The 19,273-nt window shown below is 66.7% G+C and carries 14 protein-coding genes, 1 pseudogene and 1 CRISPR repeat array; of the genes and pseudogenes, 6 read left to right on the forward strand and 9 right to left on the reverse strand.

Going from position 1 to position 19,273, the window contains the following annotated elements; translation table 11 throughout:
- The first annotated feature begins 8 nt into the window (after positions 1-8).
- A CRISPR array of direct repeats spans positions 9-281; the repeat unit is 29 nt; unit sequence GTGCTCCCCGCGCATGCGGGGATGGTCCC.
- 109 nt (positions 282-390) lie between these two features.
- From BXA11_RS39815 to BXA11_RS39830, 4 genes and pseudogenes are all read right to left on the reverse strand, one after another.
- On the reverse strand, positions 391-1,047 hold the full coding sequence (locus tag BXA11_RS39815; protein WP_239105327.1) for a DUF2637 domain-containing protein: 657 nt from the start codon (positions 1,045-1,047) through the stop codon (positions 391-393).
- 70 nt (positions 1,048-1,117) lie between these two features.
- On the reverse strand, positions 1,118-2,467 hold the full coding sequence (locus BXA11_RS39820) for a tyrosine-type recombinase/integrase (RefSeq protein WP_076443120.1): 1,350 nt from the start codon (positions 2,465-2,467) through the stop codon (positions 1,118-1,120).
- A 391-nt stretch (positions 2,468-2,858) separates the two neighbouring features.
- On the reverse strand, positions 2,859-4,583 hold the full coding sequence (locus BXA11_RS39825) for a carboxylesterase/lipase family protein (protein ID WP_076443122.1): 1,725 nt from the start codon (positions 4,581-4,583) through the stop codon (positions 2,859-2,861).
- An 88-nt stretch (positions 4,584-4,671) separates the two neighbouring features.
- Positions 4,672-4,848: pseudogene (locus BXA11_RS39830) on the reverse strand (response regulator transcription factor); the annotation flags it as partial.
- A gap of 351 nt (positions 4,849-5,199) precedes the next feature.
- Here BXA11_RS39830 and BXA11_RS42890 point away from each other — a divergent pair.
- Positions 5,200-5,649: a hypothetical protein gene (locus BXA11_RS42890; RefSeq protein ID WP_143734803.1), complete on the forward strand. Its 450-nt coding sequence runs from the start codon at positions 5,200-5,202 to the stop codon at positions 5,647-5,649.
- Between the two features lie 7 nt (positions 5,650-5,656).
- Here BXA11_RS42890 and BXA11_RS39835 read toward each other — a convergent pair whose 3' ends face one another.
- Both BXA11_RS39835 and BXA11_RS39840 read right to left on the reverse strand, forming a co-directional pair.
- Positions 5,657-6,211, reverse strand: coding sequence for a site-specific integrase (locus tag BXA11_RS39835; RefSeq protein ID WP_204054095.1), 555 nt, complete (start codon positions 6,209-6,211; stop codon positions 5,657-5,659).
- A complete protein-coding gene (locus tag BXA11_RS39840) occupies positions 6,189-6,530 on the reverse strand; it encodes a CorA family divalent cation transporter (protein WP_083744931.1) in 342 nt (113 codons plus the stop codon). The genes BXA11_RS39835 and BXA11_RS39840 overlap by 23 nt, the downstream gene beginning before the upstream one ends.
- 508 nt (positions 6,531-7,038) lie before the next feature.
- On the opposite strand from BXA11_RS39840, the gene BXA11_RS39845 reads away from it, so the two are divergent.
- Positions 7,039-7,470 (forward strand): class I SAM-dependent methyltransferase, encoded by a 432-nt coding sequence (locus BXA11_RS39845; protein ID WP_083744932.1) that lies wholly within the window; start codon positions 7,039-7,041, stop codon positions 7,468-7,470.
- On the forward strand, positions 7,467-7,823 hold the full coding sequence (locus BXA11_RS39850; protein ID WP_076443128.1) for a hypothetical protein: 357 nt from the start codon (positions 7,467-7,469) through the stop codon (positions 7,821-7,823). Before BXA11_RS39845 ends, BXA11_RS39850 begins: the two co-directional genes overlap by 4 nt.
- Positions 7,824-7,967: 144 nt before the next feature.
- Here BXA11_RS39850 and BXA11_RS39855 read toward each other — a convergent pair whose 3' ends face one another.
- Entirely contained in the window at positions 7,968-8,405 is a 438-nt protein-coding gene (locus tag BXA11_RS39855) for an AfsR/SARP family transcriptional regulator (protein ID WP_076443130.1), read from the reverse strand.
- 729 nt (positions 8,406-9,134) lie between these two features.
- Positions 9,135-10,115 (reverse strand): helix-turn-helix domain-containing protein, encoded by a 981-nt coding sequence (locus BXA11_RS39865; RefSeq protein WP_076443133.1) that lies wholly within the window; start codon positions 10,113-10,115, stop codon positions 9,135-9,137.
- A 344-nt stretch (positions 10,116-10,459) separates the two neighbouring features.
- Between BXA11_RS39865 and BXA11_RS39870 the strand changes: the two genes are divergently transcribed.
- The 3 genes from BXA11_RS39870 to BXA11_RS39880 all read left to right on the forward strand — a co-directional run bounded on the left by BXA11_RS39870 (position 10,460) and on the right by BXA11_RS39880 (position 17,943).
- Positions 10,460-12,466 carry a WD40/YVTN/BNR-like repeat-containing protein gene (locus tag BXA11_RS39870; protein WP_143734804.1) on the forward strand — a complete coding sequence of 669 codons (2,007 nt, stop codon included), beginning with the start codon at positions 10,460-10,462 and terminating at the stop codon, positions 12,464-12,466.
- A gap of 291 nt (positions 12,467-12,757) precedes the next feature.
- Entirely contained in the window at positions 12,758-16,114 is a 3,357-nt protein-coding gene (locus BXA11_RS39875) for a S8 family peptidase (RefSeq protein WP_204054094.1), read from the forward strand.
- Positions 16,115-16,896: 782 nt separating this feature from the next.
- Complete coding sequence (locus BXA11_RS39880) at positions 16,897-17,943, forward strand: M48 family metalloprotease (protein ID WP_159454909.1); 1,047 nt, start codon at positions 16,897-16,899, stop codon at positions 17,941-17,943.
- A gap of 405 nt (positions 17,944-18,348) precedes the next feature.
- On the opposite strand, the gene BXA11_RS39885 is transcribed toward BXA11_RS39880, so the two are convergent.
- Positions 18,349-18,819 carry a hypothetical protein gene (locus tag BXA11_RS39885; protein WP_076443139.1) on the reverse strand — a complete coding sequence of 157 codons (471 nt, stop codon included), beginning with the start codon at positions 18,817-18,819 and terminating at the stop codon, positions 18,349-18,351.
- Between the last annotated feature and the right edge of the window lie 454 nt (positions 18,820-19,273).

The following is a 19,273-nucleotide window of genomic DNA, read 5'->3' on the forward strand; positions in this document are numbered from 1 at the left end:
AAGCGCGTGTGCTCCCCGCGCATGTGGGGATGGTCCCCCTCGGTCATACGCCATGAGGTTGGTCACGAGGTGCTCCCCGCGCATGCGGGGATGGTCCCTCCACGGCGACGATCCTGCGGGACATCGAGCTGTGCTCCCCGCGCATGCGGGGATGGTCCCGCGTGACCGGGCCGAGCGGGCACCCAGAACAGGTGCTCCCCGCGCATGCGGGGATGGTCCCTACCCGGGCCGATCCTCACCGACTTCGCCATCGTGCTCCCCGCGCATGCGGGGATGGTCCCTTCGCCCTCGCCGAGGCTAAGGTGATCCCGCGCCACCCGAAGATGCTTCTGCGGTCCTTGAAAGGCCGCTGCGGACAAGCGGCTCCGCTGCCGCGGACTTCGGCATTCGCTAGGTCAAGGTGCCGTTTAATCCAGACGACTTGACGAGGCGAGCCCAGCGGGGGCTGCGGTGGAATTGCCGGGCCAGATCAACGGATCGAGGCAGAGTTCCGTCTGGGCGGCGGTTTCGGAGTGCCCACTGCCATGCTTCTTGCTGGAGGGTGCGTCCACGCAGCCCGCCGTCAGCTTGAGGCGCGTCGTTGCCTGATTTGGGTGCTGAGACGGCTGTGCGCTCCTCAGGAGAGAGTCGGCGGGCGACGCTTTGTCGTACCAGCCGGAAGGCCATTTCCAAGCCGCCGATCATGGCGAAGGCCGGCCAGGCTGCCACGGCACGACCAATGAAGGATGGCTCGGCGACGGCGACGTTGGCGGCAACGCTCGCGAGGCTGCCGACCACCAGAAGCGTCCAGGGCAGGACTCCGCCGCGCCTCCCGCGCCTCGAATCAGCAAGCAGAGCCATCGAGGCGCAGAGCACCATCCCGTCGACGCTCAGCGGCAGTAGCGCAGCGGTCCAGGGCGACTCGCCATGCCGAAGCGCAAGCAGATGGAGATGCCGGTACGAGATCGAGCCGGCGATGAATGCGAGCACGACCACGCTGGTGATCGTCGCTATCAGGATGACTCTTTCGGTTCGTCGTTGGTCGGCGCCCTCCATAGGCTCGGCCACTGGTCCTCGTTTCCTCCAGCAGGATCAAGGCTCGCCTCCGTAGCCAGCAGTGGAGCGAGCCGTACCAATGTCAGGACGACCTGCGCGCGTTGCGGTTTCGGATCTTCGTGAACGCGTCGAGCGCCGTCTCGTCGGCGTCGTCCAGGGTGTGCAGATACTTCTCGGTGGTCTTGATGGAGCCGTGTCCAAGTCGCTCCTTCACCACTTGGAGGTCAGCGCCGCCGGACAACAGCCAGGAGGCGTGGGCGTGGCGTAGGTCATGGATCCGCACCGTGCTCTCCAGGTCTGCTTTAGCCAGGGTCTTCTGCCATACCTGTCGACGGAACCAGTCAGCGGGGATGTGGCCGTCGGTGTCGCGGTTCCGCGGCTGCCGCGGGTTGTCTTTGCCAAGGGCGCGCCGCTCCGCCCGATAGATGGCAAACCCGGCACGGCAGTGCTCGCAGCGGCATTTGCCGGTGGTGTAAGCGGTGCGAGTTCCGTGCTTGTATGACCGTCCGGCCGCGTTAGGCTCGGTGAATCCGAGCTTGTCGGGATCGGGAACCACTCGCACCTGGCTTCTCGGTGTCGGGTTCTGTCGCCACCTGAAAAACAAGTCATCGCGACCCAACTTCTCGGTCTGAGCGTGAGCTTGAAGCTTCAGGACGATCTGGGCCGTCAACTTGAAACGGCGGAACTCCTTGTCCTTCGGGTACGGCTTGATCAGGAACCGCTCGCCCTTTGGGTGGAACTTCGGGTTGACCTCTACGACGGCGCGGCTGACCGTCAGGATGCGTGAACGGACTTCGAGGTCCTTGACGCGCAGCTCCGTCAGCTCGCCCCACCGCAGACCTGTCTCGATCGCCGTCTCTACGAGAAGTCGGCTGTCGCTGTCCGGGAGCGCCATATAGAGGGTGTTGAACTGCTCAGGCGTGATGATGGTGAGCGGCTTCGGGACGACGGGCGGCGTCTTCACCCCCTTGCAGGGATGCAGGTAGGTCACCTGGTCATGAAGTGCGGTCGTGAAGATGGCGCTGAGGATGACCATGTTGCTCTTGATGGTCACCGGCGAGACGCCGTTCTTCTTCATGATGGCGACCCACTGGCGTACGTGCTCGGGGAGGATGTCGATCATCCTGAGGTTGCCGAACTCCGGGATCAGGTGCTTGTGGATGGCGTAGGTGTACTTCTCACGGGTGGTCGCCTCCATCTCGTGGTTCGGCAGCCACACCTCGAGGACGTACCGCTCGAACGGCTGACGTCCCCGCTTCGGGTCGCCCGCCCGGCCCTCGGAGACCTTGGCCTCCGCCTTCTGCCAGGCCGCGTCTGCGTCCTTCTTGTTCGAGAAGGTACCCGCGGACTTCTCCATCCCCTTGATGTCGAAGTAGTAGGCGGTGTACCTCGGTTTGCCGTTGCGGCCTATCCGCTTTCGCGAGTAGCCCAACCGGCGATCACCCCCTTGATCGTTTGACCGTCATCTGACCGTGAGACTCGGCGTCATCTCGGGTGACGGTTGGTCACTGATGGGTATTCGATCATGCCTTTCACCTGCAAGTTTACCCATTCAGCGAGCATCGACCAGGGGTGGCAATACACGTCGAAGAATCTCTGATAAGGAAGAGGTCCCAGGTTCAAGTCCTGCGAGCCCCACCGAGAATGACCAGCTCAGAGGCCTGATCCCAAGATCGCGGATCGGGCCTCTTGATCGTTTGTTAGCCGTTCGTCAGTGCGACCGAACCTCACTAGGTAACAGAGATCAGTCCACATCGGCACCGGGCGACCCGGTGCCACTGTGGTCTTGGCTTGTGAGGTGAACGTTGAGAAGACTGTCTTCGTCACGCTGGATGGGCGCCTGTTGATGACACCCGCGCCCCGATCCCCTGTCCTGCCGGTTCGCGCCCGTAAAAGAAATTGAGATCCAGGCCAGCGAAGTCGAAGCCGTCCCATAGTGCGCGCTCGGCATCGCGGGGTGCTTTGGCCACATGCGGGGGAGTGTCCCAGATCATCGTCGTGCGCTTTGTCGAGGTGTAGCGCGGCCAAGCCGGCCGATCACCGGTATGGCGGGCGTTGGGGTCGCCGGTTCTGGCGAACGAAGTCCAGGTGGCCACCATCTGCTGTGACAATCTGGTCATGCGCGCGCGGTCGGTGGCCAGCGCCTGCTGCCCGCCCGGAATCCCGGTGAAGCGAAGCGTGCCGAACACGAACGGAAGCTCGGCGGTGTGTACGGCGCCGAGGCTGTCCTTGTCCTGCGGCGCCCAGTCGAACTGGTAGACGTAGGTGCGTGCCCACTTGCTCTGGGCCTCGGCCAGCCGGGTGGCGGGCACCCGCAGTCCCTGGTCGGTGAGCATGGCGAGCGCGACGTCGCCTTCCGACGCGCCGGGTCGTCCCGCCTGGTACGCCGTGACCATCCGTCGCCGCTGCCCGTTGAGTTGCCGGGGGAAGAACGCGTCGTAGTCGTTCTGCGTCATGTGCCGCATTGCTGGATCGAATTGCTCGAAGTACCGCATCTCATCGCGATTGGAACCCGCGATGATGTCGATGCCCTTGGCGTGCCCCGTCGTGACCCGCTGGAGTACCGGCCCGCGGACCAGCGTGCCATCGATGTACGGGGCAAAGTAGACGGCTCGCGCCGCGGCGTTGGGCAGCGCCCCCAGCACTTGCTGCTGAAGCTGCAGGATCTGCTGGGTGCTCATCGTCCGTAGCGCCGCGACGTCGAGGTTCGGCGGGGTGAGCTTGGCCTCCATGGCCGGCTCGTGCGCCAGGTAGCCTGTGCCGCTCTCCAGGATGACTCGGCGGAACAATCGGTTCGGGTTGTCGGTGCCGAGCATCGCGCCGATGGAGAAGGCGCCTTCTGACTCGCCGATCGCGGTGACGTTCCACGGGTCGCCGCCGAAGTCGGCGACGTGTTGGCGCACCCAGGTCAGGGCGGCCATCTGGTCGCGCAGGCCGTTGTTACCGGAGCCTCGGTACGCCGCATCGGCACCGCCCAGCTCGGTCCAGCCGAGCATCCCGAGCCGGTAGTTCAGGGTGACTACCACCGCGTCCCCCTTGAAGGCCAGGGTCGTCCCGTCGTACCTAGGTTCGTTGGCCGTGCCGTACGTGGCGGCGCCCCCGTGGATGAACACCAGCACCGGTCGCTTGCGATGGTCGGTCGCAGGTGTCCAGATGTTCAGGTACAGGCAGTCCTCATCGGCGTAGACGCTCTTGTCGTCCGGGTAGTCCTCAGACTGCTGATCACGGAACTGTGGGCAGACGCGGGTTCCGTCGGTCGCTCGCAAGGTGCCATGCCACGAGGTTGTCGGCTGCGGCGGGCGGAACCGCAGCGCGCCGACGGGTGGAGCGGCGTACGGGATGCCGCGAAAGGTGCACACGCTCCCCGCGGCCCTGCCTTCGACCGCGCCGAGCGAGGTGGTCGTGGCGCAGGCACCGCGAACGCCGGCACTCCGGGCACCCGCGGAGTCGCCCGCGGCCGCCGCGCCAGCAGGCGGTGTCCACACGGCGACGCCGATCGTCAGCGCCAGTGCCAGGGCGGCTGCGGTTCGTATCTTGGCGAAAATCATCACTCCCTCAACTGGATCCCCAGATGTTCGCCCAGACGCCATCCGCCGCGGATCGCCGCTCGGAGTGAATTCCGCTTCCCCTGCGGGACTAGCCGGACCCCGCGGCAACCAGTCCTGATTCGTAGGCGAAGACGACGGCCTGCGCCCGGTCCCGCATGCCGAGCTTGCCGAAGATGTTGCTGACGTGCGTCTTGACCGTGTGCTCGCTGACGACGAGTTCCGCCGCGATCTCGGCGCTCGACAGTCCGCGGGCGATCATAGTGATTCGTTAGTGGACCCGGCGCCTGCTGGCGACATCCACCGTCACAGGCAGCATCGGGATCATGCTCTCTACCTGGGATGATAAGGAGTTGGTCGCTATGGCGCCACGGGCGGTTGAACGCTCAAGAGGCGCTGATGAGGAAGAGGTCCCAGGTTCAAGTCCTGGTAGCCCCACCCAGATCAGAGGCCATTCCCCATCAAGGGGAGTGGCCTTTTTGATCTTCCGGGTGACTAAGTGAGTGACTAAGGTCGTATGTCGTCCGAAGGTCACGAGCTACAGCCGAAATACTGAGCCTCCCCGTCCCGAGGTCCGCCCGGAGGATGAGCGGCTGTGAGGTCCTGGGGGATATGGGCGATGAAGCACCGCGAGCTGTTGTGCTGGATGGGTGCCATCCTTCTGTCCACGCTTCCTAAGTGGGTTTGGTTACCAGTAGATACAGAGATCTACATCTGCGCCTATCTGAACACCGAAGGCGGATACACCGGTCGTGATGTGCTCGGCCTGGGCTTCGGCGCGATGGCCACTCTTCTTCCCCCTACTTTGATAGCGCTGGCAGTGACCGCATGGCGATCACTGCCCCAAAGGCGCCGACTCCTGGCCTGGATAGGAGCGGGCGGAGCCCTCGCAACAGCCGCTTACTACGCACTATCGACCATCGTGTTCTTCTCCCCCTATTGCCCTGAGGGTTCGCAGGGGCCTGGGTTCGTGCTCCCGCTCTATGGTGCTATTGCTGCCCTCGCCCTGATCGCTGGCGCGCGCCGAGCCGAAGACAAGCCCAACGCGGACGTCGAGACGCGGTCATGAACAGTGATCAAGCCTGCGGGAAGATCTGATCCATCGCCTTGACCCCTTCGAGGAGCATCGGGCGGAGCTGCTTGCGGTAGACCTTCTCCGTCACCACGGTCCCCTTGTGGCCGACCAGGCGGCAGATGTTCTCCAGCGCCATGCCGGAGTCGGAGAGCAGCGAGACGAAGCTGTGTCGCATCTCCCGAGGTGTCCAGTCGTTCTCGTTGAGATCGGTCTTCTTGAGGATCACTCGGAAGGCCCGGCGGACGTTGGCCGCGTCCAGCTCGGTCCCGTGTTTGCTCGCGAAGACGAGATCGTTCTCCTGCCACAGGTCTCCCGCCTTCTTCCGCGCGAGCGCCTGCCGCTCACAGTGCCCGCGCAGGGCGACCACGCACAGCCTGGGGAGAGCGAGGGTTCTCCGGGACTTCTCGGTCTTGGTGTCTCCCCCGATACGCACCGAGCGCCACACCATGATCGATGGAGGTATCGAGGGATCGGCGTCCGGCTGGCCGTCCAGATCCACATGCGCCCAGGTGAGCGCCCGCAGTTCCTCCGTTCTAGCACCGATGAGGAGCGACACCAGTTACCAGATAGTTCCGGCCGATGAGCTGGTCGAGCTCGATGTAGTGCACGTGGCCGCGCTTCCCCCGCTCGGGCGCATGCATAAGGACGAACACATGATCCCGGTAGGCGTGCGTCTTCGGCACACGGTTGCGTTCGACACAGTCCTTGATCGCCATGGAGTGGAAGCCGAACACCTCCGCCAGCACACGGACGGCATCGGTGTCACAGCGGGGGATGTCCACCCACACCAGGCCGTCCTGTCGCCCAAGCAGTGTCGGCAGCTCTTCGACGGGACGCTCCTCGATCCCCTCATGATTGATCAGGTGAACGTCCATGTAGTTCCCCCGAGCGATCTCGCCGTGGCCGGCGTGGCCGGACAGACGTGAACGTGGGCAGTCAGCGGCGTATGGCGACTGGGCGAATGAACACAGCCGATGCTATACGCACCATTCTCACGTTTCGGTGTCATATCTCTGGGCTTCTGTACCCCTTCTTGACGGCCGGCGACGATTTTCCTACGTGGTCCTGACACCTGCCTCGAAGATCCTCAAGAAGTCGTAGCGATTGGCGCCTCGCCCGTCAGAGTCGCGTCAAGATTCCTGTCTCCTCTGGCGGCCACGACCCATAGTGGGAGAAGCCGAAACAAGGAGAAGACATGGGCATTTCCGCGGAGCATCCACCGGATACCAGGCGGCTCCTCGGTCGCGGCATGGAGCAATTCCACCATCCGCGTCCGGTGTGCTGTGGGAACCGCCCGACGCCGCAGCGCCTGCGGCTGGTGAGTGACCTGACGGGCCGGGTCCTCGAGATCGGTACGGGAGACGGCAAGAAGATCAGGGTGAGATCACCCGTCTACCCGTGCCCGATGCGTCCTTTGACGCGGTCGTCGCCTCGCTGGTCCTGTGCTGCTCCCCATCGGTGGCTCGAACCCTGAGCGAGGTGAGACGGATCCTCCGCCCCGGAGGCGAACTGCGGTTTTACGAGCATCAGCGCTCCGGCAACCACATGATCTCGCTCTGCCAGAGCCTGCTCTCCCCACTCTGGTCCAGGGTTCTCGGCGGCTGCCGCCCGGCGAGCGACGCCCTTGCCGCCATCCGGCAGGCGGGTTTCGTGATCGAGACCGTGGAACCGGTGGTGTTCCGCGGCGTCGGTCACGTCCTGGGCACGGCCAAAGTGCCGGTGACGGACATGCCGGGGGAAACCAGATCGTTGCCGTCGGCGCGCCGGATGCCGGAGCCGAAAGCTCACGTCCACGAGGCGTCGAGGACCGCATGAACGAGTTCGTGGGGGTTGTGCTGCTGATACTCGGCGTCGCGGTGATGCTCGCGTCACGACGAGTCGCGATCGGTCCGGTGCGGATAGGCCACCTTGCCGGCTTGGCCTCCCTGGCCGGGCTGGCGGACGATCGGTGCTGGCGGGTCACGCACGAGCAGGTTGAGGCGTGGATGCTCGCGGCGGGACTGGTCCCGATCATCGCCGGCCTGGCGGCCTTCGGGATCGAGCCGTCCCCGGCGTTGGTCGCGGTCGCGCTGGCCGCGATGGTGTACACGATCGCGTTGCTGACGGTGGCAGCCGTCGTGGGACGTTCCTCGCTGCGAAGAAAAGCCGGTAATCACGCTCACCGATAACCGGTTAGGCCGAGACAGAGGCCGGATCTCTTTGGCTGGAACCGTACCGATTAGTGGTCGCCTACCACGGAGCCCAGTACACCGGGGCGGAGTCCCATCAGGGACAGCTCAGGATTTGTGCTCCAAGATGTCCAGCGGGGAATTTCAGGACTCCTTACCAGCGAACAGTGCGGCAAGAGCTCTCTCTGTTCTCGGATGGGGCGGAATTCCGAGGCCGGCTTGGCGCTGGCGGAGCAGCTTGGCGGTCCGCCGCGCGTCGTCCCTGCGGCCGAGGCTCAGCTGCAGGCGGATGATGCGGAGGTAGGGCTCCTCGGTGTCGGGATCCAGCGTGCGAGCCTTCTCCAAGGCAACCAGTGCCTGCTCGGGATCGTCATCCCCGCATAGTTCGGCGAGCTGGCTCAGGACGTCGGCCCGCGACCGGGTCAGGGGGTAGCGGTGCTCGTCGAGCCACTCCGTCTCCAGGCCGTGCGCCAACTCCCCGTTGCACGACTCCGCGGCCTTCAGGAGCGCCGACAGCTTGGCACCGGGCTCGGGGGCCGCTTTCAGTTCCTCCAGAGCCGCCTGATACTGCCAGAGATCCACACTGACGAGTCAGTCCTGATAAGGAAGAGGTACCAGGTTCAAGTCCTGGTAGCCCCACCACCAAGTACCAGCTCAGAGGCCAGTTCCCAACATTCGGGACCTGGCCTTTTGATCGTTCGCCATCGATATGCCATCACGGACGTCCGGCAGCAGGTAGCAGACATCGATCCACATCGACAGATCCTGACGATCGGTCTCCCACGCGAGGGACGGAGATTGAGCCTTTCCGAATAACCGGAGATCACGGATAGTGATCGTCTGGTCGGCGCCTGCCTGCCCCTGCATGTCCCGCCCTGGGTGCCAGAAGACGTGAAGCCCCTGCTAGAAGTGGTCTTGCGACAGATCAACTCACAGCGAGAGGCTTCACGTGCCGTCTAATGAACTTCCACTCTTCGTCCGTCAGCTGGGCCCGAGTCACACATGACGGGCACGGCCTCCCCCGCCGGCCAATGTCACTGATCGAGCTGCGGAATGTGCTGATCCACCCCTCCTGCTCGAACGCCGCCCGGGATGCGGTCTGGCGGTCGCTCGTGACCCGGCCCGACAGGATGGGCGGCAGTGGACGGTGAGTGCCGTCGGCGTTGCCGTACCGGCACTGCGCGGCATCAGCGGCAGGATCTGCCGCGGCTACGTTGCCGGAGACCCCGAAGACAGCGGCCGGCGGAGGGCGGGTGGCACTCGGCCGCCGAGAACACCGGGTGCCACAAGACCATCAGCCCCGTCTACTGGCTACAGCCACTGTTCGCGGGCGGCGTGCCAGGCCAACTGCATCCGTGTCTGGACGCCGGCGGCCTCCATGATGTGGGAGATCCGTCGCTGGACGGTTCGCTGGCTGATGCCCAACTGGCTGGCGATGGACTTGTCGGGTACGCCCGTGACCAGTAGGGAGAGAAGGAAAAGGTCGTCAGAGTCCAGGGGGGGCATCGCCTCCATGGACAGGGCGCCGTCGTCGAGAACGCGCAGCGGGATCGCACGTGCCCAGTAGGCGCCGAACAGGGCGAGTATCGCATCCAGCAGTGTGCTGTCGCGGATCAACGCAGCCGTCGGTTCGGCGACTCCGGAATCCTGGATCAAGGGGAGCAACGCGACCTCGCGGTCGACGACGGTGATCCGTACAGGAAGGTGCGGGACGGCCCGGGCCTGCTCCCCTAGCTTGATGCCGTACGCCACGTTGGACTGCATGCCCGGTTCTTCCAGATGCGCCCGTTCGTAGATGACTCGATAGGAGACTCCGCGGGCCAGCGCCGCGGGTTCGGCGTCGTTCTCCTGGGCGGTCAAGACGACCGGACCGACCCGGCAGAAGCACACGACCTCGTCGCGGGCGTTGTCCTGCAGGTAGATCAGTCGTTCCCGGATGGCGTCCCGGGTGGGCACCAGCTCAACGAGCTCTCGGGAGTCAAAACGGCGGATGTTGCCGCGATACTCCGCCGACAACTGGTCCACGAACATGCGCGCCCGATCGAGCGACTGACGCTGTCGCAACAACGAGGCGCCCAGGGCGATCTCCGGGGGCACCGGGGCATACCGCCGCCCCTCGGGAGCAACCAGCCGCACGAGGCCTTTGTCCCGCATGGACCGCAGCGTCTCCTCGACATCGGTCACGTCCATCCCGAGGAGATCTCCTAGGTGCGAGACATCGGCCTCGACCGCTGCGACGAGCAGCCGGTACGTGCGTTCCTCCACGGCGCTGAGCCCCGCCACCTCCAGCATCGTCCAATCATGACATCCGTAATTCAGATTTTGTTATGCGGTCAAACGTGGGAGTGAGGTGGCCCGTTTGACCGCCTACTCGTGCAGGTCAGGGTTGTCGACCATAACCTCTGAAGGCCTTGGTGGGAACTCAGTGCCCATCACACGACGGCTCGGATCAGGTCTTGTCCGTGAGCTTGGAGCGCGCCTCGACAGCTTGGCCTCACACCCGACCGACGGTACGCCACCGGACCAGCCGGCCGTCGCGGTCCCGGACGAAGCTGGTTGACGAACTTGCGACATGTCGTAGTTCGGACACCAGTTGAGCGGTGACAGTAGACGACGAGCTGATCAACGCTGATCGCATGAATCGCAAATCCCCCCAGGAACGGATCGTGCTCGCAGCGGGCTTGGGCGTGGTCCTTGCCGTCGCGGCCGCCACATCCGCCACGACGGCCGCGGCCGCGACGGGTACGGTCGCGGCGCCCGCGGTCGCTACGAGCGCGGCGAATACGGCGTCCCATTCGCATTGGCAGTCGATGGGCCCCAACGCCAGCGGTGGCCATCTCGCGTTCACGCCGGCGGCACCATCGCGGCTGTACGTGCTGCCGGACGCCGGATACAGCGTCTTTCGCAGTGACGACCGTGGTCTGACATGGCGTCAGCCGGGCTGGCTGGGCGTCCCTGATGCGAGCGGCCTCCGTTTGGCGGCGGACCCCCGCGACGCCGACGTGGTCTGGGTGGCGGCGACCGTTCTGGGCACCGGTCAGGGCCACGTGCTGCGCAGCGACGACGGCGCCGAGACGTTCCACTCGGTCCTCGACAGCCCGACGGACATCACCGACGTGGTGGTGTCGCCCACGGGCCGGCAGGTCTTCGCCGCGGGGACCGCGGGCGTCTACGAGAGCCTGGACCAGGGAGCGCACTGGACGCTGCTCCCCGGCTCGCCCGGCCAGGTGAGCCGACTCGCGCTCAGCGGCAACGATCTGTTCGCCGGCACGGGCAGTGCGCTTTACCTGATCGAGGACGCGCTGACGAATCCGCAGGCAGCACGGAAACTTCCCCTCCCCGGCGACATCTTCGTGCAGCACCTGTCCGCTCGCGACGGGCTCGTCGTGGCCTCCCAGACCCGGGACGGCAGTGCGGTCATCTCCACCGACAACGGCCGCAGCTGGCGTACGCTGACCGGCCCGTGGGGGACGGATTTTGTCCTCTTCATCGCGCTGACCGCGAGCGGCGAGATCCAGGTGCAGGCGAGCCAGGCGGCCGCCGACGGCACGAGCGCCGGCAGGAACCTGTGGATCAGTCCCGATCAGGGTCGCACCTGGACTCCCCGGCCGAACGCGTTCACCGCGGTCGACCTCTACACCGATCTCGGCAGTTTCCCGGACCGTCCGGACGAGGAGGTGGTGACCGGACCCGCCGGTACCTTCACCACCCGCGACTCGGCCAGCTACCGGCGCATCGGCGTGCCCGCCGTCGAGGTCGACGCACTGGCCGTGTCGGGCCCGATGCTCGTCGCCGGTACGACCGTGGACAGCTACGGTTCACGCGCACCGCTGTCCGAGAAGCTCAAGACCGGTTTCCAGGACTGGGGCTGGACGGGACGATCGCCTGCCGCCGTGGGTAACGCGATCGGCGCGCTGGCCACCCTGCCGGCCCGAGGCCTGCTCAGAGCACGAAACGCCTTCTGCCCGGACTCCTGCATCGCGCTTGAGCGGTCAAGCGACGGCGGGGCCCACTGGCGGACACTGACCTTCGTGGGCGGAACTTCCCGGTCGCTGGCTGTCGACCCCCGTCACCCGTCAAACGTCTACGTCGCCGCCTCCTTCTACGGGTTCTACTCCAGTACGGACGGCGGCAAGACCCTCCAGCAGCACTTCCTCCCGGGCGTGGAAGGCGTTCGGTCGGTCGCCATTGATCCCCGCGCAGATGGCTCCCTGTGGATCGGCGATGTCACCGGGCTCTACCTGAGCAGGGACTCCGGCGCAACTGCGGACAGGGTGCTCACAGGAGAAGTCGAACGGGTCGCGGTCGACCCTGAAGACCCCGAGCACATCGTGGTCGTCGGCGACAACCTGATCAAGGTCAGCGATGACGGCGGCGCGTCGTTCAGCGACGCCGTCGGCTTCACCGCGGCGAGCTACGACGACGTGGCCTTCGCGCCGGACGGAACGGTGTTCGCCGCGTCCGGTGACGCGGCGAGCGGGCCTGGCCAGGGTTTGGCCCGCAGCGTGGACGGCGGCGCGCACTGGGTCGATGTCTCCGCGGACCTGCCCGACCGCGATGTGCGCTCGGTACTCGTCTCGCCCGACGGCGGGTGGCTGTTCGCAGGCACCGGACACAGCGGCGTGTATCGGCTCGCCCTGTAACCAAGCCGTGAACGAGTCGCGTCAACCCATAACCGGGCACGCGCCGGGTGCCTCCCGCCCTCCCCCGAAGGGAGGCACCTGTGGAGGCAGCGGGACCAACCAGCGCCGCGACCTGTTCCTGGTCCCGCCGGCGCGACGCAGTGAGCTCGTCGCGTAGTGCAGCGAGTGGGGCTCCGGTCGTCGGTGTCGAGCTGCGGCGGCACCAAGTTGGAGTTCCAGCTCTACACAAAACTGAATACGATCTCCGGCCGCCTCGCACGTTACGCGGCCGCCCCCCCTGTAAGGAGCAAGATGCTCAAAAGAATGCGATGGCTGCCGGCCCTCGCGGTCACGGCGACGATGCTGAACGTCGTGCCCGGCCATCCGGCGATGGCCGACACCCCCTCCTCCAGCGGGGGCAAGAGGTACACCGTCACCCTGTTGACGGGCGACGTGGCAACCGTCGAAACGACCGATTCCGGCTGTCCTCGAGTCACGGTGCAACCCGTCGAACGCAACGCCGTGATCCAGCAGACCTGCGGCCCCAACGGGCACGTGCACGTCATCCCAGCCCGCGTCGCGGCGCAGGTCGGCTCGGTCCTGGACCCGACACTCTTCGACGTCACCGCGCTGATCGACGACGGGTACGACGACGCGAGCACGCAAGAGCTGCCCGTGATCGTGCAGCCCGCGGCGAACACCCGGATGACGGCCATCGGCGACGTTCGGCCGCTGCCGAGCATCGGCTCGGTTGCCGGGCACATCCCCAAGAAGAACCCGGCCGTCGCCAGGCAGGCCACCAACTCGCTGCTCGCCGGCGCCAAGAAGGTTTGGCTCGACCGCAAGGTGCACGCCAACGCGCTCACCACCACGGGGCTCACCACCACCGCTGCCTCGGCCACCGCCGAGCTCGACCACAACCTGAGCCAGATCGCCGCGCCGCAGGCCTGGGACGACGGGTACACCGGCAAGGGCGTCAAGGTGGCCGTACTCGACACCGGCGCCGACTTCACCCACCCCGACCTCGCCGGCCGGGTCGCCGACAAGGCCGACTTCACCGTCGAGGGCGGCGACGCCGTGGACCACTTCGGCCACGGCACCCACGTCGCCTCCACCATCGCCGGCACCGGCGCCGCCTCCCACGGCGAGCGCCGCGGCGTCGCGCCGGACGCGCAGCTGGTCATCGGCAAGGTCCTCGACGACTCCGGCTCCGGCTCCGACAGCCAGATCATCGCCGGCATGGAGTGGGCCACACACCGGGCCGACGTGATCAACATGAGCCTCGGCGGTAGCGAGCCGAGCGACGGCACCGACCCGCTGTCGCTCTCCGTCGACGCGCTCTCCAAGGAGACCGGCGCCCTGTTCGTCATCGCCGCGGGCAACAACGGCGGGTCGATCTCGTCGCCCGGCGCCGCCGCGAGCGCGCTGACGGTCGGCGCCGTCGACAGCGACGACCATCCGGCGGACTTCTCCAGCCGCGGGCCGCTGACGAACACCCACGCCGCCAAACCCGAGCTCGTCGCGCCCGGCGTCGACATCGTCGCCGCGCGAGCCGCCGGCACCACGCTGGGCCCGCCCATGGACGACCACTACGTCTTCTCCTCCGGCACCTCGATGGCCACTCCGCACGTCGCAGGGGCCGCAGCGCTCCTCGTCCAGCGGCATCGTGATTGGAAGGCCGACCGGCTCAAGGCCGCGCTCGTCGGCGCCGCCGACCCACTGACCAGCTCCGACCAGTACGCCGTCGGCGCGGGCCGGCTCAACGCGGCCCGCGCGCTGTCCGGGCCGGTCAGCGACCAGCCGACGGTCAACCTCGGCACGTTCCGATACCCGCAGTCGGGAACCAGCGAGGCGAAGCTCAGCTGGACCGGCGAGCCGACCCCGGCGACCGTCGACCTCGACCTCGACGTCACGGTCACGGACCACGCGGGCACGCCCGCACCGCGCGGCACCGCGACCCTGTCGGAGAGCCGGCTGAAGCTGAAGCGGGGCGTCACCGCCGGTGCGACCCTGCGGATCAACCGCGGGGCCCTGGCCGAAAGGCCGGGCTACTACATGGCCATGGTCACCACGCGCACCCCAGACAAGAAGGTCGTGACGAGCACGCCGGTCGCCTTCTACGTCGAGCCTCCGAGCTACGACCTGACCATCACCACCGTGAAGATGCCGCCGATGTCGGCCGACGCGGTGGACTGGGTCAACATCACCGTGATCAACCGTGACGACCCGGTGGTCTACGCCGACGGCGTGTCTCCCACGCCGGGGGAGAGCGTCACACTGCGGGTCCCCGCCGGGCACTACTCCGTGATGGGCGGGTACGTCGCCTACGACCCGAGGATCGACCAGGATCTCGCCAAGGAGCGCGGCGTCCTCGTCGGAGACGCCGACGTCAGCATCACCGGCGACCGCACGGTGCAGCTGGATCCCGCACAGGCCAAGCGGGTGACCGCCTCGATTGACGGCGTGGCGACCAGGATCTCCGCCGTCGACGTCGGCACGCTGCACACCTCGCGGAACGGCCTCGTCTGGCGGTTTGCCGTGACCGGCTTCGGCGACGGGGAGGTGTCGGTCGCTTCGATGAAGCAGCCCTCCGTCGGAAGCCTGCGGGCCTACGCGGGGTTCGCCCTGGAGTCGCCGCAGGGGACGGCGCAGCCGTACCGCTACAACCTTGTCCACGAGTACGCCGACGGTGTGCCCGCCGACCCGACCTATCAGGTGACCAAGGCCGAGCAGGCGCAACTCGCCCGGATCGACGAGCGGTTCAACCAGATGGACGTGCCCGGCATGGTGACCCAGCTGATACGCACCGGCTACAGCATGGACGGGGCGTACCTGACCTGGGACCTCAGCTTCGACCTGCCGGTGGCCCGGACGGACTACCTCTCTCCCGGCGTCGTCTGGCAGGACGAGGGCGTCTACGGCGGCCTGCCCGCACAGGAGGGTGCCCGGAGCTACCAGCCCGGCAGCCGGCAGACCAAGATCTGGGCCCGGCAGCCGCTGCACTCCGACTGGTACGACGACCCGGTCGGCGCGGAGTACAACCTCTGCGCCACTCCGCCCTCGCGGACGAGCGGCAACCTGCACGTGGACATGGTCATGCTCACCGACCAGCACCAGCGGGCCGACTGCCTGCAGGGCGGGACGGTCGGCGTCAAGCGCACGCTGTCGCTATACCGGGACGGAAAGCTCGTCGACAGCCGGGCCGCCTCGCGCGCCGACTTCACCGTCCCGGAGCAGGCGGCGGACTACCGGCTGGCCTTCGACGTCGAGACCAGCCTGATTCTGCCGGTCTCGACCAAGGTCTCCACCTCGTGGACGTTCCGGTCGGCCGGCCCGAGCGGCACGAAGAGGGTGCCGTTGCCGCTGCTGTCGGTCGACTACGCGCTTGGGCTGGACGCTGCCAACCACCCCACCGGGGATGCGGCGACCTTCGCCGTCCGGCAGGCCACCCGACTGCCGGCCCAGCCGGTCACCTCCTTCCAGGTGTGGACCTCCACCGACGACGGCGCCACCTGGACGCCGGCCCAGGTCCACTCCGACCACGACGGCTACCGCGCCGACCTGCCACAGGTCACGGCCGGTCAGTTCGTCTCGCTGCGGGTGAAGGCCGCCGCCGACGGCGGTAGCGGTATCGAACAGACGATCCTCCGCGCTTACCGGGCCGGCTGACGTCCTACGACGGCGCGGTCCGGCTCATCGCCGGGCCGCGCCCGTGCGGCGCATGGGTGATGCCCGCAGCCGGATGCCGGCGGCACAACTGGCATTGCTCGGCTTGGTCATCGGCGGGGCCGCGGCCCGTGACGGCGAGCACAGCCCTTCCCACGCCAACGGAGCAGACGCCGCGAAAGCGAGAGCGGTGACAGGCGGCAAGGGCAGGTGAACCCGTAGGTGGAAGCGGTTCGCCGGCGAACCTCGCCGCCACCGACGCACCCGTCCCCATCTCTACATCGGCCTTCCGCCCATCACGCCGGGCCGTCTTGGCTATCCGAGGACGCGCCGCTCCGCCCGATAGATGGCAAACGCGGCCCGGCAGTGCTCGCAGCGGCATTTGCCGATGGTGTAAGCGGTGCGGGTTCCGTGCTTGTACGAGCATCCGGCTGTGGCGAACTCGGTGAGCTCAGGAGCCGGTCTCCAACACGGCCGGTACCCGAATTCGTGCCGCTACACGGTCTTTCTCCGGCAAGATCTGCGTCATGATGTCCCCGTCCGACAGCATCTGCCCCTCGTGTTCCGCCCCCGTCTCGACGGACCCCCGGTTCAGCGCCTGGTGCCCGGCATGTGACTGGAACGTCGATCCGCTGGCGGAGACGGCCGCCGCGCCCGCCCGGCGAAGGCGTCGATGGCAGGACAGGCGCCGCGCTGCCGACCGGGCGGCCGTCGAACAGCTGTACGCCGAGGTCGGCAGTGCGCGGGAGCCTGCTCACGGGCGGGACCGAGCGGGAGCGGCGGCCATGGTCATCGCAGGTGTGGTGCACCTGAGCACCGTGGCTCTCGCTGCCGGATCGATATGGCTCATAATCAACGGGATATTCCTGGCCCGAGTCTTTGGCGTGCTGGGGCTGATGGTCGCCTTCTCCCTGCGGCCGAGGCTGGGGAGATTTCGGCGGGATGAGTGGTCGCTGGGCCGGGCCGAGGCACCTCGTCTGTACGATCTCGCCGATCGGGTCGCCGACGAGCTGGGGGTGGCGCACGCCGACATGATCCGCGTCACCCCGGACTACAACGCGACCTTCGGCAAACGCGGGCTGCGCCGGCGTACCGTTCTCACAATCGGCCTGGCGTTGTGGGAGGTACTGAGCCCGCAGGAGCGGGTCGCCTTGCTGGGGCACGAGTTCGGGCACTCCAGCAACGGCGACAGCCGTCGCAGTCTGTGGCTGCACTCGGCCTCCGCAGCTCTCGTGCACTGGTACAAGGTCACCCATCCCAGCAGGATCGTCAGTGCGGGCTCGGACCTCATCTCGACACTCGCCTCCATCACCGCCGCGGCGCTGCTGTTCATCCCGCACAAGATCACGAGTCTGATCCTTTTGTCGCTGCACCGTCTCACGCTGCGCAGCGGGCAGCGCGCCGAGTACCTGGCTGACGATCTCGCCGCACGGGTGGCCTCATCGGCGGCGACCAGATCGATGTTGGAAGCCCTGGCCCTACATGAGAGCGTCGAAACCCTGCTCCAGCGTCAGACCGCCCTGCACCAGAAGGGAGGGTTCTACCGCGCGCTGAACCAGGAGAGCGACGTCGACCTCTGGCAGGAACTGCGGGATTACATCGCTTCGGTTCCCCAGACCGAGCGGCTACGACGGCTGCGGGTCTCGGCCCTGCGTATGTCGTCGATCGACACGACCCATCCGCCCACTCATCTCAGGATCGCGATGATGGATGTGCGCAAACCGCGAGAGGCGGCGATCGTCATGGACGAGGCTGACATCGACGCCATATCGGCAGAACTGTCGACGGCGCGCAATCAGGCGGCTCGCGCCGTACTCACTCTCCGTCACTGAGAAGTCGCGGAAGTGCCCCTCTCCCGGAGAGGGTGCTCGCTGGCGTGAGCTCATCCCATAGGCCGGCACGTCCATTATCGGCATGCGGCGTATGTATTGATCATTACAGCTGTCGGTGGTGCTGGGCTTGTAATGCCGGATTCGGAAGGCGCCGTCCAATTGATCTGGTGATCACGCGGACCGTACTGAGGAGCGCTGTCGCAACTCACAGCCACTCAGGGCTCCGGTTCATCCCTCCCGGCTCGGACGCGGTGGGCGGCGTGCCGAGCGCGTGCCGAGACAGGGAATCACCCGTGACGGTCCTTTCCAAGCGTTCCCTGCGCCTGCGGACCATGGCCACGGCAGTGATGACAAGAGAGATCACCAGCAGGAGGAATCAAGCACCGGAGATGGAGCCGTAGCGGATCAGCTTCGTCTCGTCCCACTGTACGGCCTTGATCGGAGAGTCCGGGAGGCCGCCGAAGCGGGTCGTGGGCCGTACCGCGTACTTGCTCGGCGGGGCCGAGCGGGCAGCCGGTTCAACCGGGCGGCCTGCCTGAGTGCTTCGGCGACGCCCACCGTGGTCACCAACGTCTGGGTCTTGTCCAGGTAGGTGGCGCGCAGCACGGCCCTGCAGCCGTCGGCCACGGCCACCTTCGCGATCACCGCGTCCAGGGCCTTGCTGCAGGACGCCTCCGGAGCGACCCCCACACGGACGGCCAATTCTTTCGCGCCGCCCGAGCCATAGTCGACGGTGGCCGGGAAGATCTCGCCCGCCGACCTGGTGCGCCACCGCAGCCCGATCTCCTGCACCGACGCGGCGTGCAGCTCGGAGTCGGTCGGGGGCCGGTCGAACTCCCGCTTGACCTCGACGGCGCCATAGGTTGCAGCGCTCAAACCAACGACGGCCGCAAGGCCCAGGGCCGGCCAAAGCCACTGTGATCGCCTCGCGCGAGGCGGACCCTCAGGCGGTCCGAAGGAGAGGGTTTCCTGCACGGACGGCGAGACTAGCGATCACGGCTCGGCAGCACCAGCCCGTCGCCGGACTCTGCGTGACGCCTCTGCGTCAGGCCGGCGCTTCAGGGCACATGAACGCGAGAAGCAAGGCGAAACGACGAGGAGTGGCAAACGCTGAAAGTCCAGCTTGGTGTATGAGCTGGTTAGTCACCGCAGGTCAGCCAGCAGGACGATCAGATCTACGACGAGTGAGCGTCGTGCGATGAGCTGGCAGACCGGCAAGGCTCACTGCGTGACCAAGTTCGTGACAACGCCGACGGACGGCCTTGGACACCGGTCGACAACAGTGGACAGTCACCGCAGCTAGAGAGCGCATATGACGAGTTCGGACATA

The organism is Microbispora rosea (genome assembly GCF_900156315.1).
GTDB lineage: Bacteria > Actinomycetota > Actinomycetes > Streptosporangiales > Streptosporangiaceae > Microbispora > Microbispora rosea.